We start from the raw sequence: 17,220 nt of genomic DNA, 5'->3' as shown, positions 1-17,220 counted from the left end.
CACGGCCCCCAGGGGTTTCAGTACCGGTGGCCTGTCAGGAACAGCAGGGTCCGCATGGCCATGAAGGCGATCCGGTCCAGCAGGCGCTGGTGCCAGGGGCGGCTGTCCAGGGCCCGGGCGTCCAGTTTCTGTCCGGCGTGTTCCAGCAGCATGTCCAGTCGCTGGTGCAGCAGTTCGGCGAACCGCCGGTCGGTGGTCATGACGTTGGCCTCGCGCGCCAGCAGCAGGGACAGCGGGTCCAGATTGGTCGAGCCGACCGTGGCCCAGGCGCGGTCCACCACCGCCACCTTGGCGTGCAGGGCGCTGGGCGCGTATTCGCGGATGTCGATGCCGGCGTCCACCAGCCGCTGGTAGACCGGGCGGGCCGCGCGGTACTGGAAGAAGTTCTCGTAGCGGCCCTGCATCATCAGCCGCACCCGCACCCCGCGGGCCGCCGCCATGGTCAGGGCCTTGCGCAGCTTGCGCCCGGGGATGAAATAGGCATTGGCGATCACGATGTCGTGCCGGGCCGTGCCCAGGGCCTTGAGGTAGGCCCTTTCGATGTCGTGCCGGTGGCCCACGTTGTCGCGCAGCAGCAGGGTGGCCCGCGCGTCGTTGACACCCATCGGACCGTCGCTGACCAGCACCGAACTTCCGCTTTCGGCGTCGGTGTTGACCCGCGACCCGAAGCCGGTGTAGAGCTCGACCTTGCGCAGCAAGCGCGTGAAGTCGCCCACCGGCTGGGCTTCCTTGAACGCCTCCCAGGCGGCCCGGAACTCGCGCTCGCGCGCCTTGCGCACGGCCTGCAGCCGCCACCACAGCGTCTCCATGGTGTCCACCATGTCCTCCACCAGCGGCCCGGCCACGCGCAGCGCGAAATCGAGCCGCGGCACCTCCAGCCGGCCCAGCGACACGTCGTCGCGGTCGTCGATGATGTTGATGCCGCCACAGAATCCGACCAGCCCGTCGACCACACACAGCTTGCGGTGCAGGCGCCGCCAGCTGCTGGGAATCAGCAGACCCAGCCCGCCCAGCGGCGCATACACCCGCCAGCGCACGCCGGCCGCGGCAAAGCGGCGCTGCCACTCCTCTGGCACCCTGGGCGTGCCCACGCCATCGACCACCAGGCGCACCAGCACGCCGCGGCGGGCGGCGCGTTCCATCGCCTCGGCCACACTGAGCGCGGAGCCGGCGAATTCGAAGATGTAGGTTTCCAGGTGCACCACGCGCCGGGCAGCGTCCATCGCCTCGACCAGCGCGGGGAACAGCGCGTCGCCACCTTCGAGCAGCAGCAGCTGGTGGCCAGGTCTGGGCGGCGCCAAGGGCCTGTCGTCGGCCAAAGGGGGGTCGACAGGTCCGTCGGCTTTCACAGTTCCAGCTCGGCGATCAGCGGCAGGTGGTCGGACATGCGCGTCCAGGCCCGGCCGTGCGGCACATGCGCGCTCACCGGCCTGAGCCCGCGCATGTAGATGCGGTCCAGGTGCAGCATCGGCAGGCGCGCCGGGTAGGTCGGCAGCCGGATGCCGTCGAAGGTGCGCAGGTCCAGCGCCGCCATCGGCTTGAGCAGCTGGGCGCCCCAGTCGTTGAAGTCGCCAGCCACGATGAGCGGCGCGTCGGCCGGCACCTCATTGGCCACGTAGCGCCCCAGTCGCTGGACCTGGCGCTCGCGGCTGGCGTGGATGAGGCCGAAGTGAACCACCACCACATGCACCTCGCGCCCGTCGATCAGCAGGTGCACGTGCAGCAGGCCGCGCTGCTCGAAGCGGTGGTCGGACACATCCGAATGGCGGGTGTCCAGCACCGGCCAGCGCGACAGCAGCGCGTTGCCGTGTTCGCCGTGGCGCGTCACGGCATTGGTGCGGTAGACCGACTCATAACCCTCGGGCGAGAGGTAGTCGGCCTGCTCCAGGTCGGGCCAGCGGGTGAAGTGCTTTTCCAGCTTGCGGTGGTGGCGCCGCACCTCCTGCAGGCAGACGATGTCGGCGTCGAACTGCTCCACCGCATGCGCCAGGTTGTGGATTTCCAGCCGGCGCACTGGCCCCAGGCCCTGAACGCCCTTGTGGATGTTGTAGGTCGCGACTCGCAGGATGCTCATATACGAATGATCGCACGCCAGCAACCCGCGCAAGCAGCGGAGCTTGGGGGCTTAGAAGCCGCCTTCCCGCACCAGCACAGATGCCACCTTGCGGAACACCCCCACGGCCAGCGACTCGGCCTCGCCCTCGATGCGCACCCGGAACAGCGCGCCGCGCACCACGTGGCCCCGCCTGCGCCTCTTCGATGCAGGCATCCACCACCCAGCTGCGCCACCGGCTCGCGCGGCTTGACCCAGACGCCGGGCGCCGCCGAAAGGTCTTCCTCCAGCCGCAGCAGGTTCAGCGGGGGCGCTGTGACGGCCGTCCCGAAGATTTGGCAAAACAACACTAGATCAGGCCTAGCCGAAGGTTGCAGAAAGCCTATCTTTCTGCTTGAAAGATGCGTGGCAGCTGCAAGATGGCCTCCGCGTTGGAGAATGAAAAGCACCGGTCCGCCGCCTCCAGCCGGGGCAGCCACACCTGCGCCCGGTGCTCCCGTGGGTTGAGCACCACCGGCCGAGCCTCGGGCACGCACAGGCCGAACACCCGCTCGGTGTTCAGGACCACCCCGGGCGCATACCGGTGGCGCCACTGCGGATAGATCTCGTAGATGTTCTGCAGGCCCCAGTCGCTGAGCCGGTGACCTGGCGCGGACACATCCAGCCCGGTTTCTTCGGCCACCTCGCGCGCGGCCGTGACGTCAAACGGCTCGTCCCACGCATCCTTGGACCCGGTCACCGACTGCCAGAAACCCGGCGACTCGGCCCGCTCGATCAGCAACACCTCCAGCGCCGGGGTGTGGATCACCACCAGCACCGACTCGGGGATTTTGTAGGGGGGAGAGGACGGCACGGTGGTTCGGTAGGCGGCACAAAAAAAGGCGCCCGCAGGCGCCCTTTCATCCTAGCCGAAGCCCTGTTCAGGCCGGCTTGACCGCGTCCGGGTTGCGCAGCCGGATGTGCAGCTCGCGCAGCTGCTTCTCGTCCACCGGGCTGGGCGCCTGGGTCAACAGGCACTGGGCGCGCTGGGTCTTGGGGAAGGCGATCACGTCGCGGATCGACTCGGCGCCGGTCATCAGCGTGACGATGCGGTCCAGGCCGAAGGCCAGGCCGCCGTGCGGGGGGGCGCCGTACTGCAGCGCGTCCAGCAGGAAGCCGAACTTGAGCTGCGCCTCTTCGGGCGTGATCTTCAGCGCGTCGAACACCTTCTGCTGCACATCGGCACGGTGGATGCGGACCGAGCCGCCACCGATTTCCCAGCCGTTGAGCACCATGTCGTAGCCTTTGGCGATGCACTTCTCGGGCGCGGTGACCATCCAGTCCTCGTGGCCGTCCTTGGGTGCGGTGAAGGGGTGGTGCACGGCCGTCCAGCGGTCTTCTTCCTCATCGTGTTCGAACATCGGGAAGTCCACCACCCACATCGGCGCCCAGCGGTCCTCGAACAGGCCGTTCTTCTTGCCCAGTTCGCTGTGGCCGATCTTCAGGCGCAGCGCGCCGATGGCGTCGTTGACGATCTTGGCCTTGTCAGCGCCGAAGAAGATGATGTCGCCGTCCTGCGCACCAGTGCGCGAGAGGATCTCGGCAATCGCCTTGTCGTGCAGGTTCTTGACGATGGGCGACTGCAGGCCGTCCTTGCCCTTGGCCACTTCGTTGACCTTGATCCAGGCCAGGCCCTTGGCGCCGTAGATCTTGACGAACTCGGTGTAGGCGTCGATCTCGCTGCGGCTCATCTCGGCGCCGCCGCGCACGCACAGGGCGACCACGCGGCCGTTCTTCATGGTGGCGGGCGCGCTGAAGACCTTGAAGTCCACGTCGGCCATCACGTCGGTGAGCTCGGTGAACTCCATCTTCACGCGCAGGTCGGGCTTGTCGGAACCGTAGCGGTGCATGGCTTCGCCGTAGGCCATGACCGGGAACTCGCCCAGATCCACGTTCAGCACGTTCTGGAACACCGTCTTGATCATGCCCTGGAACATGTCGCGGATGTCCTGCTCGGTCAGGAACGAGGTCTCGATATCGATCTGGGTGAACTCGGGCTGGCGGTCGGCGCGCAGGTCCTCGTCGCGGAAGCACTTGGTGATCTGGTAGTAGCGGTCGAATCCGGCCACCATCAGCAGTTGCTTGAACAGCTGAGGGCTTTGCGGCAGCGCGAAGAAGTGGCCGTCGTGCACGCGACTGGGCACCAGGTAGTCGCGCGCGCCTTCGGGCGTGCTCTTGGTCAGCATCGGGGTTTCGATGTCGATGAAGCCGTTGGCGTCCAGGAACTTGCGCACTTCCATGGCCACGCGGTAGCGCAGCATCAGGTTGTTCTGCATGTAGGGGCGGCGCAGGTCCAGCACGCGGTGCGTCAGGCGCGTGGTCTCGCTCAGGTTGTCGTCGTCCAGCTGGAACGGCGGCGTGACCGAGGGGTTGAGCACCTTCAGTTCGTGGCACAGCACCTCAATCTGGCCGCTCTTGAGCTTGTCGTTGGTGGTGCCGGCCGGGCGGGCACGCACCAGGCCGGTGACCTGCACGCAGAACTCGTTGCGCACATCCTCGGCAGTCTTGAACATGTCCGGGCGGTCCGGATCGCACACCACCTGCACATAGCCTTCGCGGTCGCGCAGGTCGATGAAGATCACACCGCCATGGTCGCGGCGGCGGTTCACCCAGCCGCAGAGTTGCACGGTTTGCCCCAGCAGGGCTTCGGTCACCAGACCGCAATAGTGGGAACGCATGGCCATATCGGTTCTTCTTTCAGCAGGCGGGCTGCACAGCGGCAGCCCCGGGTATCAGGCGGTCGCGGAAGCGGTCGCCTTGAGGTTGGGGTTCTTGGGTCCACCGGGCACGATCACACCCATGGAGACGATGTAGGTCAGCGCTTCGTCCACCGACATCTGCAACTCCACGCAGTCGCGCGCACGCACCATGACGAAGTAGCCGCCCGTGGGGTTGGGGGTGGTGGGCACGTAGACGCTGACGAAGTCTTCGTCGGCGGCACTGCCCGGCTTGGTGCGCAGCTGCTGCAGCACCTCGCCCTGGGGCGTGCCCGTCAGGAAAGCGATGGTCCACATGCCCTCCTGCGGCCACTGCACCAGCAGGGCCTTGCGGAAGGCATTGCCCTTCTCGGAAAACAGGGTGTCGGAGACCTGCTTGACGCCCGAGTAGATGGAGCGCACCACCGGGATGCGGTGCAGCAGGGCGTGCCACCAATTCACCAACTGGTGGCCGATGATGTTGGACGCCAGGGCGCCGATGGAAAGCACCACCACCAGTGCAAAGATCACGCCCAGGCCGGGCACATGAAAGCCGAACAGCTGGTCCGGCTGCCAGGCGCCGGGCAGGATGCGCAAGGTCTGGTCGAGCGTGGACACCACCCAGTCCAGCACCCAGAGGGTGATGATCAGGGGCACCAGGACCAGCAGGCCCGAGAACAGCCACTTGCGCAGGTTGGCCACAGGGAAGGTCTTTCCGTTTCGATCAGTGGCAGGCGCAGGAGCCGCCACAGGCGGCGGCTGGTGCGGCGCTGGCCGTTTCAGCCGGTTTCGAGTCGGTCGAGGAAGCGGCTGCCGTACCGGTGGCCGCGGCGGCCGTGCCACCTGAGCCGCCCTTGAAGTCGGTCGCGTACCAGCCCGAACCCTTGAGCTGGAAACCGGCGGCGGTCAGCTGTTTGCTGAACGTGGCGGCACCGCAGGCCGGGCATTCCGTCAGCGGCGCGTCGGAGATTTTCTGCAGGACGTCCTTGGCATGGCCGCAGGACTCGCACTTGTAGGCATAGATCGGCATGGCGTGAACGGTGGAATGGCCCGGCGACCACAGCCCAAAGGGCCCGAAATGCACCGCAGCGGTGCAAACACGGCGGGGCGCCGGGAAGTTGAACAAAACCCGTCATTATAGGTGGGGCACCCCACCCGCGCCTTCAAGGGCAGCCCGCCGGTCGACCCCTCACCAAAGGCGGATGCGCAGCATCACCTGGGTGACGATCAGCCCCAGCACGAAGCCGATCCCGCCGTAGATGATGTACTGCAGCAGGCGGTTGGTCCGCCGCTGCTCCGCCATGAGTTCGTCCAGTTCGGCCCTCAGCTGGTGCGGCCGGTGCTGCAGGTAGTCCTGCAGCAGGCGCGGCAGCGCCGGCAGCAGCTTGGCGTACTGCGGCGCCTCGGCCTTGAGCTGCTGCAGCAGCTTCTGCGGCCCCACCTGCTCCAGCATCCACTTCTCCAGGAAGGGCTTGGCGGTGTTCCACAGATCCAGTTCGGGGTCCAGATCGCGGCCCAGACCCTCGATGTTGAGCAGGGTCTTCTGCAGCAGCACCAGCTGAGGCTGGATTTCGACATGGAAGCGGCGTGAGGTCTGGAACAGGCGCATCAGCACCATGCCCAGCGAGATCTCCTTGAGCGGCCGGTCGAAGTACGGTTCGCACACCGCCCGGATGGCCGACTCCAGCTCGTCCACCCGGGTGTCAGGCGGCACCCAGCCGCTTTCGATGTGCAGCTCGGCCACGCGCTTGTAGTCGCGCCGGAAGAAGGCAGTGAAGTTCTGCGCCAGGTATTCCTTGTCGAACTCGGTCAGCGTGCCGACGATGCCGAAATCGAGCGAGATGTAACGACCGAAGGTGGCCGGATCGACACTGACCTGGATGTTGCCCGGGTGCATGTCAGCGTGGAAAAACCCGTCGCGGAACACCTGGGTGAAGAAGATGGTCACACCATCGCGCGCCAGCTTGGGTATGTCCACGCCTTTCTGGCGCAGCTCGTCCACCCGGTTGATGGGCACCCCATGCATGCGCTCCATCACCATCACCTCGGTGTGGCAGTAGTCCCAGAACATCTCCGGAATCAGCACCAGATTGAGGCCCGCCATGTTGCGGCGCAGCTGGGCCGCGTTGGCGGCTTCCCGCAGCAGGTCCAGCTCGTCGTGCAGGTACTTGTCGAACTCTGCGACCACCTCCAGCGGCTTGAGCCGCTTGCCATCGGCCGAGAGCTTTTCGACCCAGCCGGCCATCATGCGCATCAGGCTCAGGTCTTTCTCGATCACCGGCAGCATGTTGGGCCGCAGCACCTTCACCGCCACCTCGCGCCCGCCGTGACGCCCATCGCGAAGCGTGGCGAAGTGCACCTGGGCAATCGAGGCGCTGGCCACCGGCGTGCGATCGAAATGGCCGAACACCTCGTCCAGCGGCTTGCCAAAAGCCCTTTCGATGGTGGCCACGGCGATGGCACTGTCGAACGGCGGCACCCGGTCCTGCAAGCGCGCCAGTTCGTCGGCGATGTCGGACGGCAACAGGTCGCGCCGGGTCGAGAGCACCTGACCGAACTTGACGAAGATGGGCCCCAGGCGCTCCAGCGCCTCGCGCAGGCGCTGGCCGCGCGGGGCATCCAGGTTGCGACCAACCGACACAATGCGCGTCAGCAGCCGGATGCCTGGCCGCTGGAAACTGGACAACACCAGCTCGTCCAGGCCGTGGCGCAGCACCACCCAGACGATGAACAGGCCGCGGAACAACCGCGTCATGCCGAGCGTCCGTCGCTGTGACCCGGTTCGGTCGGCGAACGGCGACCGACGAATGCCTTGATGCCGGCCACCGCCGACTTGGCGCCACCCACCAGAGTGTGCGCAGCGGCGTCACCGACCAGCCGCGACAGGTCTTCCTCGACGTCCCAGCGCACGTTGTCCACCAGCCAGGCCACCTCGGCCGCCAGCTGCACATCGCCCTGGATGTCGACATTCGGTCGCTCGCCGCCCAGCACCTGCTGGGCCAGGGCGAAAGGCGAGGTCTGGGTCACGGTCACGTGCAGTTCGGGTTGCCGGTCGCCAGCCGGCCGCTCCAGCAGGCCGGCGGCGGTGGGGGCGAGCGTGAGGTGGAAGTCGCCCCAGGCCACGCGCACCGGCTTGCCCAACTGGCGGCGCAGACGCTGCTGCGCCTGGGGTTCCTGCATCAGGACGTGGTTGAGGAACAGCACCACCCGGTTCTGGACCTCGTCCACCACCCATTCCGGCGGCCGGACACTGCCCAGCAGGGACTGGAGCATGCCCAAAGGAGAACGGGAACTGGTCGAATGGTTGGGGAATTCACTGTTCATGATCCCCCGATTCTGACGGATAACCGTGCCGCCTTTTACCGCAGCGCCTGCACCCCGGCCACCAGCCAGCCAGCATCCCCGGACTTGGGGCGGGTGATGTTCCAGATCTCCCGGAACGGGTTCGGGCCAGCCGACGGGTCCTCGCGGATCAGACCGGAGAACTCGACGCTCGCCAGGTAGGCTTCGTCCTGCTCCTCCAGACCGAGCAACTGCGCTTCCAGCATGACCACCTCGGTCTTGTTCGGGGCGGCACCGGCGCGCTCGCGCTCGGCCAGCTGGGTCTGGATCTCGGCCAGCATGCCGCCGGTCATCATGGCGCGCAGGCTGGCAATGTCGGAGCGGTCCCAGGCGTCCTGGAGATTCACGAAGTTCGTCTTGGACGCCCGCAGGAAGCTTTCGGCATCAAACCCTCCGGCATTCTGGCCAGCCGGTTCGGGCGGACGCGGGGCATCCGCCAGAGATTCCCAGGGCCTTGCCGACGCGTCGTTGCCCACGTTCTTGGGGCTGTATCCCCGGGGCGCCGACACCGCGCCGTCCGGCCCCACCCCTGCCAGCAGGCCGGGCGCTCCAGTCGTGGACTCGTTGCGGCGCAGCGTCTTGCGCTGCGCACGGCGCCCCCCCAGCAAATCCGACCACCACCGAGCTTCCATGACGCTGTCCTCCTTTTGTCCCCGTCATCAACACTTGATACCGACGTGGAGTGCCACCACCCCCGCGCTGAGGTTGTGCACGTCCACATGACCGAAGCCCACCGACTTCATCAGCTGGCGCAGTTCCTCCTGCCCGGGATGCATGCGGATCGACTCCGCCAGGTACTGGTAGCTGTGGGCATCGCCCGCCACCATCTGACCCAGCTTCGGCAACACGTTGAACGAATACCAGTCATAAGCCTTTTCCAGTGGCTTGGCGACGCGGGAAAACTCCAACACCAGTAGCTTGCCCCCCGGTTTGAGGACGCGCCGCATCTCCGACAGGGCCTGCTCCTTGTGCGTCATGTTGCGCAAACCGAAGGCCACGGACACCAGATCGAAGCTGTTGTCGGCAAATGGCAGCTTCTCGGCGTCGCAGACCATGGTCGGCAGCACCAGGCCTTCGTCGAGAAGTCGGTTGCGGCCTTCGCGCAACATGGCCTCGTTGATGTCGGTGTGCACCACCCGGCCGGTCGGGCCCACGCGCCGGGCAAATGCACGCGAGAGGTCGCCGGTGCCGCCCGCGATGTCCAGCACCTGCTGGCCCGGTTGCGGGTTGGCCACGGTGATGGTGTAGCGCTTCCAGATGCGGTGCAGGCCAGCCGACATGAGGTCGTTCATCACGTCGTACTTGGGCGCGACCGAATCGAACACGCTGCGCACGTGTTTCGCCTTCTCCTGTTCGTCGACGGTCTGGAAGCCGAAATGGGTCGTGGCCATGGAATGGGTCTCCGTCGGGTCAGTGGCTGCCGCAGGCGTGTCCGCCCTTTTCCGGCATCGGTGCATCGCGGTCCACCCCTGCGGCCTGAAGCCGCTGGTGGTAATCGTTCCAGAGTTGTTCCTGTTGCGATCCCAGGAAATACAGGTAATCCCAGGCGTAGATGCCGGAATCATGGCCATCCGAGAAGGTAGGCTGCACCGCGTAGTTGCCCACCGGCTCCAGCGCCACCAGGGTCACATCGCGCTTGCCGGTCTGCAGCGTTTCCTGTCCAGGCCCGTGGCCCTGCACCTCGGCCGAAGGCGAGTAGACGCGCATCAACTCGAACGGGATGCGGAAGTGCGCACCGTCGGAAAACGCCACCTCCAGCACGCGCGAGGCGCTGTGCACGGTGATGTCCTGCGGCGTCGGGGTGTCCTTGTTGAGTCCAGCCATGGGGGCCTCCAATGTGTTCAGACCAGCACGCGCTCGATACCGCCCTGGTTCGCTTTCTCGACGTATTCGGGCAACCAGTTCTCGCCCAGGATCTGGCGCGCCATTTCGACCACGATGTAGTCGGCCTCCAGCAGGCCGTTCTGCAGGTCGTCGGTGTAGCGGGACAGCCCCTGGAGGCAGCTGGGGCAGGACGTGAGCATCTTGACGTTGGTTTTTTCGCCCACCGTACCCGCCGCGCGCAGAGCCGCTTCACCCTTTCGGATTTCCTCTTCTTTTCGGAAGCGCACCTGGGTCGAGATGTCGGGGCGGCTCACGCCCAGCGTGCCGCTCTCACCGCAGCAGCGCTCGCTCTTGATCACGCCATCGCCCACCAGTGCCTTGACGGTCTTCAGGGAATCCTGGAGCTTCATCGGGTTGTGGCAGGGCTCGTGGTACAGGTAGCCCCCCTGCCCGGCCGGCAAGGTAATGCCCTTCTCCAGCAGGTACTCGTGGATGTCGATGATGCGGCAGCCGGGGAAAATTTCCTCAAACTTGTAGCCCTGCAGCTGGTCGTAGCACGTGCCGCAGGAGACCACCACCGTCTTGATGTCCAGGTAATTCAGCGTGTTGGCCACACGGTGGAACAGCACCCGGTTGTCGGTGATCATCTTCTCGGCCTTGTCGTACTGGCCCGAGCCGCGCTGCGGGTAGCCGCAGCACAGATAACCCGGCGGCAGCACGGTCTGCACGCCCGCATGCCACAGCATGGCCTGGGTCGCCAGGCCGACCTGGCTGAACAGGCGCTCCGAACCACAACCCGGAAAGTAAAACACCGCCTCGGTCTCGCTGGTCGTGCCTTGCGGGTTGCGAATGATCGGAACGTAGTCCTTGTCCTCGATGTCCAGCAGCGCGCGCGCCGTCTTCTTGGGCAGGCCACCCGGCATCTTCTTGTTGATGAAGTGGATCACCTGCTCCTTGACCGGCGCTGGCCCCAGACTGGCCGGCGGCGCATTGGTCTGCGCCCGTGCGGCGGGCTTGAGCAGGTTGTTGGCCAGGCGCTGGGCCTTGAAACCCACGTCCACCATGGCCGAGCGCATGAACTTGATGGTCTCGGGGTTGGTGGCGTTGAGGAAGAACATGGCCGCCGCGTTGCCCGGCCTCCAGCTCTTCTGGCCCATCTTGCGCAGCAGGTTGCGCATGTTCATCGACACGTCGCCGAAGTCGATCTTCACCGGACAGGGCGTGTAGCACTTGTGGCACACCGTGCAGTGGTCGGCCACGTCTTCGAACTCTTCCCAGTGCTTGATGCTGATGCCGCGGCGCGTCTGCTCTTCATACAGGAAAGCCTCGATCAGCAGCGAGGTCGCCAGGATCTTGTTGCGCGGGCTGTAGAGCAGGTTGGCGCGCGGCACGTGGGTGGCGCAGACCGGCTTGCACTTGCCGCAGCGCAGGCAGTCCTTGACCGAATCGGCGATCGCGCCGATGTCGCTCTGCTGCATGATCAGCGACTCGTGGCCCATCAGGCCGAACGAGGGCGTATAGGCATTGGCCAGATCGGCCTGGCGCACGCTCGCATCGCGTTCCACCAGCGCCTGGTGTGCGCCGCCCCGCAGCAGCTTGCCCTTGTTGAAGCGACCCTCGGGATCGACCTTGGCCTTGTATTCGGCGAACGGGCTCAGCTCGTCGTCGGTCAGGAATTCGAGCTTGGTGATGCCGATGCCGTGCTCACCCGAAATCACGCCGTCCAGGCTGCGCGCCAGCACCATGATGCGGGCCACCGCCTCGTGTGCGGTCTGCAGCATTTCGTAGTCGTCGCTGTTGACCGGGATGTTGGTGTGCACGTTGCCGTCGCCGGCGTGCATGTGCAGCGCCACCCAGACGCGACCCTTGAGCACACGCTTGTGGATGGCATTGCACTCCGCCAGGATGGGGCCGAAAGCCGCGCCGCTGAAGATCTGCTGAAGCGGGGTGCGGATCTGCGTCTTCCAGCTCGCGCGCAGCGAGTGGTCCTGCAGCTGAGGGAACAATGTGTCGACGTCGCGCAGCCAGCCAGCCCACAGGTCGCGCACCTCGCGCACCATCGCCAGCGCCTGCTGCACGCGGTCTTCCAGCAGCTCGGCGTTGGGCAGGTCGTTGGCGTCGTCGGTCTTGCCCAGCGGCAGGCTGCCCCGGGCAAAGAAGGCCTCCAGCGCATCGCACAGCTTGAGCTTGTTGCGCAGCGAGAGCTCGATGTTGATGCGCTCGATGCCCAGGGTGTACTCGCCCATGCGCGGCAGCGGGATCACCACGTCTTCGTTGATCTTGAAGGCGTTGGTGTGCTTGCTGATGGCCGCGGTGCGCTTGCGGTCGAGCCAGAACTTCTTGCGCGCTTCATAGCTGATGGCGATGAAACCCTCGCCGCTGCGGCCGTTGGCCAGGCGGATCACCTCGCTGGTGGCGCGCGCCACGGCATCAGCGTCGTCACCCACGATGTCGCCGATCAGGACCATCTTGGGCAGGGTGCCGCGCTTGCTCTTGGTCGCGTAACCCACGGCCTTGAGGTAGCGGTCGTCCAGATGCTCCAGGCCGGCCAGCAGGGTGCCGCTGCGCTTCTGCTCGGCAAACATGAAGTCCTTGATCTCGACGATCGAGGGCACGCCATCCTTGGGGTTGCCGAAGAACTCCAGGCACACGGTGCGTGTGTGCTCGGGCATGCGGTGCACCACCCAGCGGCCGCTGGTGATCAGGCCGTCGCAGCCTTCCTTCTGGATGCCCGGCAGGCCGCTGAGGAACTTGTCGGTCACATCCTTGCCCAAGCCTTCCTTGCGGAAGGTCCGGCCCGGAATGGCCAGCTGTTCGGTGCGCAGCGGTGTCTTGCCGTCGGCGGCGAAGTACTTGAGTTCGAAGGTCGCGACCTCGGCGTCGTGGATCTTGCCCAGGTTGTGGTCCAGGCGAGTCACCTCGAGCCACTCGGCCTGCGGCGTCACCATGCGCCAGCTCACCAGATTGTCCAGTGCCGTGCCCCAGAGCACGGCCTTCTTGCCACCGGCGTTCATGGCGATGTTGCCGCCCACGCAGGAGGCCTCGGCCGAGGTCGGGTCCACCGCAAACACATAGCCGGCGCGTTCGGCCGCATCGGCCACGCGCTGGGTGACCACACCGGCCTCGGTCCACACCGTGGCCACGGGTTGCACATGACCCGGAATCGAGACATGCTCGACCTCGGTCATGGCTTCGAGCTTCTCGGTGTTGATGACCACGCTCTTCCAGGTCAGCGGGATGGCGCCCCCGGTGTAGCCGGTGCCGCCCCCGCGCGGGATGATGGTCAGGCCCAGCTCGACACAGCCCTTGACCAGGTGCGCCATCTCGGCCTCTGTGTCGGGCGTGAGCACGACGAAGGGGTACTCCACGCGCCAGTCGGTCGCGTCGGTAACGTGCGACACGCGCGAGAGGCCGTCAAACTTGATGTTGTCCTTGGCGGTCAGCTTGCGCAGCACCTTGTTCGTGCGCTGGCGCAGTTCGGCCATCTCTTCAAAAGAGAGGGCAAACGACTCGACTGCGGCCCTGGCTGCGGCCAGCAGCTGACCCACCGACTCGTCACGCCCCGGGTCGTCCTGCGGCGTGCGGCGCTTCTGCACCTCGCCCAGACGGTGGTGCAGGGCATCAACGAGCGCCGAGCGGCGCTTGGGGTTGTCGAGCAGGTCGTCCTGCAGGTAGGGGTTGCGCTGCACGACCCAGATGTCGCCCAGCACCTCGTACAGCATGCGGGCAGAGCGGCCGGTGCGCCGCTCGCCGCGCAGTTCGTCCAGCAGCGCCCAGGCCCGGGAGCCCAACAACCGCATCACGATTTCACGATCCGAGAACGACGTGTAGTTGTAGGGGATCTCGCGCAAACGGGGTGATTCGTCTGCAGCGGTTTCCAGAAGCGGAAGCGGCGTGGGGGCGTTCATGAGGGAAATGGGCCAGCAAACGGAGCTGAGCCAAGGATGGTACCGCAGCGCAACATGCGCGACACCGTCTCATGGAAAGCCCTTGTTGTCACCTTTCGGAAAGAAAGCTGCAATGCCTTGGTCACATTCGTTGCCTAGGCTGGCTTTTTTTGTGTCATCGAAACCGTTCCCAACCTACAGGAGACCCACCATGCCCATGCGCCAACATCTCTCCACACTCACCGCCGCGCTGCTTGTGTTCGGCTTCGGCAGCAACGCCCAGGCACAGACTGAAATCCAGTGGTGGCATTCGATGACCGGCGGCCTGAACGACTGGGTCACGGACCTGGCCAATGGTTTCAATGCCAGCCAGAAAGACTACAAGGTGATCCCCACCTACAAGGGGACCTACGACGAAACCATGCCGGCCGCCGTGGCCGCCTTCCGGGCCGGCAATGCGCCCCACATCCTGCAGGTCTATGAAGTGGGCACGGCCACGATGATGGCAGCCAAGAGCGCGATCGTGCCCGTGGGCAAGGTGCTGGCCGACGCGGGCTACAAGTTCAACCCCCAGGCCTACATCCCGGCCGTCGTCGGCTACTACACCGCGCCCAACGGCCAAATGCTCAGCTTTCCGCTGAACAGTTCCACGACGGTCTTCAACTACAACAAGGATGCCTTCCGCAAGGCCGGCCTCGACCCGGAGAAGCCGCCTCAGACCTGGCCCGAAGTGGTGCTGGCCGCAGCCAAGCTCAAAGCCGCCGGCGTCAGCTGCCCGTTCACCACCAGCTGGCAGGGCTGGACGCAGCTGGAAAGCTTCTCGACCTGGCACAACACCGAGTTCGCCACCAAGGGCAACGGATTCGGTGGCACCAGCGCACGCCTGAACTTCAACAGTCCGCTGCATGTGCGCCACATCGAGAACCTGGCCAACATGGCCAAACAGGGCCTGTTCGTCTACCGCGGCCGCGGCAATGCGGCGGATGCGCCGTTCTATTCGGGTGAATGCGCGATGGCCACCGCGTCTTCATCGACCTACGCCACCATCAAGAAGAACGCCAAGTTCGACTTCGGCATTGCCCCTCTGCCTTACTACCCGGACGTCGCGGGTGCCCCGCAGAACACCGTGATCGGCGGCGCTTCGCTGTGGGTGATGGCGGGCAAGAAGCCGGACGAGTACAAAGGCGTGGCCGCCTTCTTCAACTACCTGACGAACGCCGAGATCCAGGCCAAGAGCCACCAGCGCACCGGCTATCTGCCCATCACCATGGCCTCCTTCGAAGCCACCGAGAAGTCCGGTTTCTACAAGCAGAACCCCGGAACCGACGTGGCGGTGAACCAGATGATCCGCAAAACCACCGACAAGTCGCGCGGCATCCGACTGGGCAACTTCGTGCAGATCCGCGCGATCGAGGACGAGGAACTCGAGCAGGTGTGGGCGGGCAAGAAGACCGCCAAGGAAGCCCTGGACAGCGCCGTCAAGCGCGGCAACGAGCTGCTGGTGCGCTTCGAGGCCGCCAACAAATAAGCGCAAGCTCGGCGAGCCCGCGGACGGCATGGCAGTGCCGCCGCTGGCCGCCGTTGTGCGGCATCGCCTGCCTGATCCAGTCCACCTCGTCCGACAACCCGAATGGCCTCAGAAAAACGCGTCGTTTTCCGCTCCCGCTGGCTGCCGTGGGTACTGCTCGCGCCCCAGGTCTCGGTCATTCTCGTGTTCTTCTTCTGGCCGGCCGGCCAGGCCTTGCTGCAATCGTTCCAGCAATCCGATGCCTTCGGGACTTCGACGGAGTGGGTCGGCCTGCAGAACTTCGCCAACCTGCTCGAGGACGACACCTACCTGGCATCGTTCAAGACCACGGCCATCTTTTCGGTGCTGGTGGCCGGGCTGGGCATCGGCATCTCGCTTGTGCTGGCCGTGTTTGCCGACCGGGTTGTCAAGGCCACGCTGATCTACCGGACCCTGCTGATCTGGCCCTACGCGGTGGCTCCCGCCGTGGCCGGTGTGCTCTGGCTGTTCATGCTCGCACCCTCCATCGGTGTCGTGTCCCACGCGCTGCGCGCCCTCGGCATCGAGTGGAACAGCCTGCTCAACAGCAACCACGCCATGATCCTGATCGTGCTGGCGGCCGTCTGGAAGCAGATCTCCTACAACTTCCTGTTCTTCCTAGCAGGTCTGCAGAGCATTCCCAAATCGCTCATCGAGGCCGCCGCCATCGACGGTGCGCACCCCTGGCGGCGCTTCTGGACCATCCAGTTCCCGCTGCTCTCGCCCACCACCTTCTTCCTGTTCGTGATCAACGTGGTGTATGCCTTCTTCGACACTTTCGCCATCGTGGATGCGGCGACCCAGGGCGGTCCCGGCAAGGACACCGCGATCCTGGTCTACAAGGTGTACTACGACGGCTTCAAGGCCCTGGACCTGGGCGGCTCGGCCGCCCAGTCGGTCGTGCTGATGGCGATCGTGATCGCCCTGACGGTGATCCAGTTCCGCTTCGTCGAAAAGAAAGTGCAGTACTGACATGATCGAACGCCGCCCTGGCCTGACCTTTCTGTCGCACGCCGTTCTGATCCTCGGCATCTCGGTGGTCTGCTTTCCGCTCTACCTCACCTTCGTGGCATCGACCCAGACCGCTCAGGAGATCATCCACGCCCCCATGTCCCTGCTGCCAGGCAGTCACCTGATCGAAAACTACGTTGCGGCGCTGCAAGGGTCGGGCATGGGAGCGGCCTCCAACGCCCCGGTGGGCCGGATGATGATGGTGAGCCTGATCACCGCCCTGGTGATCGCCGTGGGCAAGATCGCGATCTCGCTGCTCTCGGCCTTCGCCATTGTCTACTTCCGGTTCCCGTTCCGCATGCTGTTCTTCTGGTGCATCTTCGTCACCTTGATGCTGCCGGTGGAGGTCCGCATCGGCCCGACTTACGCGGTCGTCGCCAACCTGGGCATGCTCAATTCCTACGCAGGCCTGACCGTGCCGCTGATTGCGTCGGCCACCGCCACCTTCCTGTTCCGCCAGTTCTTTCTGACCGTGCCCGACGAGCTGGTCGAGGCCGCGCGCATAGACGGCGCTGGCCCGATGCGCTTTTTCAAGGACGTGCTGATGCCGCTGTCGGCGACCTCGATCGCGGCCCTGTTCGTCATCCAGTTCATCTACGGCTGGAACCAGTATCTGTGGCCACTGCTGGTGACCACCGAGGAAAACATGTACCCGGTCGTCATCGGGATCAAACGCATGATCAGCGGTGGGGACGCGGCCACCGACTGGAATATCGTGATGGCCACCGCCGTGCTGGCCATGATTCCGCCGGCACTGGTCGTCATCCTCATGCAGAAATGGTTCGTCAAGGGCCTGGTCGACACCGAAAAATAAGCACCCTC

The 17,220-nt window shown here is 65.5% G+C and carries 15 protein-coding genes and 1 pseudogene; 3 read left to right on the top strand and 13 right to left on the bottom strand.

Annotated elements, in window-relative coordinates:
- Positions 1-17 precede the first annotated feature (17 nt).
- The 13 genes and pseudogenes from clsB to BC358_RS17485 form a co-directional block, all read right to left on the bottom strand.
- A complete protein-coding gene (clsB, locus tag BC358_RS17540; RefSeq protein ID WP_079366850.1) occupies positions 18-1,301 on the bottom strand; it encodes a cardiolipin synthase ClsB in 1,284 nt (427 codons plus the stop codon).
- A 44-nt stretch (positions 1,302-1,345) separates the two neighbouring features.
- Complete coding sequence (locus BC358_RS17535; protein WP_079366801.1) at positions 1,346-2,074, bottom strand: endonuclease/exonuclease/phosphatase family protein; 729 nt, start codon at positions 2,072-2,074, stop codon at positions 1,346-1,348.
- Positions 2,075-2,125: 51 nt separating this feature from the next.
- Positions 2,126-2,269, bottom strand: a complete 144-nt coding sequence (locus BC358_RS22150; protein WP_179130099.1) for a hypothetical protein — start codon at positions 2,267-2,269, stop codon at positions 2,126-2,128.
- A 166-nt stretch (positions 2,270-2,435) separates the two neighbouring features.
- Positions 2,436-2,906 (bottom strand): dihydroneopterin triphosphate diphosphatase, encoded by a 471-nt coding sequence (gene nudB / locus BC358_RS17530; protein WP_079366800.1) that lies wholly within the window; start codon positions 2,904-2,906, stop codon positions 2,436-2,438.
- A gap of 67 nt (positions 2,907-2,973) precedes the next feature.
- Positions 2,974-4,776 carry an aspartate--tRNA ligase gene (gene aspS / locus BC358_RS17525; protein ID WP_079366799.1) on the bottom strand — a complete coding sequence of 601 codons (1,803 nt, stop codon included), beginning with the start codon at positions 4,774-4,776 and terminating at the stop codon, positions 2,974-2,976.
- Positions 4,777-4,824: 48 nt separating this feature from the next.
- Complete coding sequence (locus tag BC358_RS17520) at positions 4,825-5,490, bottom strand: DUF502 domain-containing protein (protein WP_066153040.1); 666 nt, start codon at positions 5,488-5,490, stop codon at positions 4,825-4,827.
- A 22-nt stretch (positions 5,491-5,512) separates the two neighbouring features.
- A complete protein-coding gene (locus tag BC358_RS17515) occupies positions 5,513-5,818 on the bottom strand; it encodes an FmdB family zinc ribbon protein (protein ID WP_079366849.1) in 306 nt (101 codons plus the stop codon).
- A gap of 159 nt (positions 5,819-5,977) precedes the next feature.
- Positions 5,978-7,543 (bottom strand): ubiquinone biosynthesis regulatory protein kinase UbiB, encoded by a 1,566-nt coding sequence (gene ubiB, locus BC358_RS17510; protein ID WP_079366798.1) that lies wholly within the window; start codon positions 7,541-7,543, stop codon positions 5,978-5,980.
- Positions 7,540-8,061 carry an SCP2 domain-containing protein gene (locus BC358_RS17505; protein WP_066153031.1) on the bottom strand — a complete coding sequence of 174 codons (522 nt, stop codon included), beginning with the start codon at positions 8,059-8,061 and terminating at the stop codon, positions 7,540-7,542. Before BC358_RS17505 ends, ubiB begins: the two co-directional genes overlap by 4 nt.
- A gap of 86 nt (positions 8,062-8,147) precedes the next feature.
- Positions 8,148-8,681 (bottom strand): annotated as a pseudogene (locus tag BC358_RS17500) (Tim44 domain-containing protein); the annotation flags it as partial.
- Between the two features lie 108 nt (positions 8,682-8,789).
- Positions 8,790-9,521: a bifunctional demethylmenaquinone methyltransferase/2-methoxy-6-polyprenyl-1,4-benzoquinol methylase UbiE gene (ubiE, locus tag BC358_RS17495; protein WP_079366796.1), complete on the bottom strand. Its 732-nt coding sequence runs from the start codon at positions 9,519-9,521 to the stop codon at positions 8,790-8,792.
- A gap of 19 nt (positions 9,522-9,540) precedes the next feature.
- Entirely contained in the window at positions 9,541-9,954 is a 414-nt protein-coding gene (locus BC358_RS17490; RefSeq protein ID WP_066153022.1) for a gamma-butyrobetaine hydroxylase-like domain-containing protein, read from the bottom strand.
- A 17-nt stretch (positions 9,955-9,971) separates the two neighbouring features.
- Positions 9,972-13,862: a DUF3683 domain-containing protein gene (locus BC358_RS17485; RefSeq protein ID WP_079366795.1), complete on the bottom strand. Its 3,891-nt coding sequence runs from the start codon at positions 13,860-13,862 to the stop codon at positions 9,972-9,974.
- Positions 13,863-14,058: 196 nt separating this feature from the next.
- Between BC358_RS17485 and ugpB the strand changes: the two genes are divergently transcribed.
- The 3 genes from ugpB (at position 14,059) to ugpE (ending at position 17,212) form a co-directional block, all read left to right on the top strand.
- The gene (gene ugpB / locus BC358_RS17480; protein ID WP_243721796.1) at positions 14,059-15,369 is read left to right on the top strand and encodes a sn-glycerol-3-phosphate ABC transporter substrate-binding protein UgpB; all 1,311 of its coding nucleotides are present in this window, start codon (positions 14,059-14,061) and stop codon (positions 15,367-15,369) included.
- Between the two features lie 102 nt (positions 15,370-15,471).
- Positions 15,472-16,359, top strand: coding sequence for a sn-glycerol-3-phosphate ABC transporter permease UgpA (gene ugpA, locus BC358_RS17475; RefSeq protein WP_066153014.1), 888 nt, complete (start codon positions 15,472-15,474; stop codon positions 16,357-16,359).
- Between the two features lies 1 nt (position 16,360).
- On the top strand, positions 16,361-17,212 hold the full coding sequence (gene ugpE / locus BC358_RS17470) for a sn-glycerol-3-phosphate ABC transporter permease UgpE (RefSeq protein ID WP_066153011.1): 852 nt from the start codon (positions 16,361-16,363) through the stop codon (positions 17,210-17,212).
- Positions 17,213-17,220: the final 8 nt, after the last annotated feature.

The organism is Hydrogenophaga sp. H7, from assembly GCF_002025745.1.
In the GTDB taxonomy this organism is placed as follows: Bacteria; Pseudomonadota; Gammaproteobacteria; order Burkholderiales; family Burkholderiaceae_C; genus Hydrogenophaga; species Hydrogenophaga pseudoflava.
Note: the sequence above shows the minus strand (reverse complement) of the source record. Positions and strands in the feature narration are given on the sequence as shown.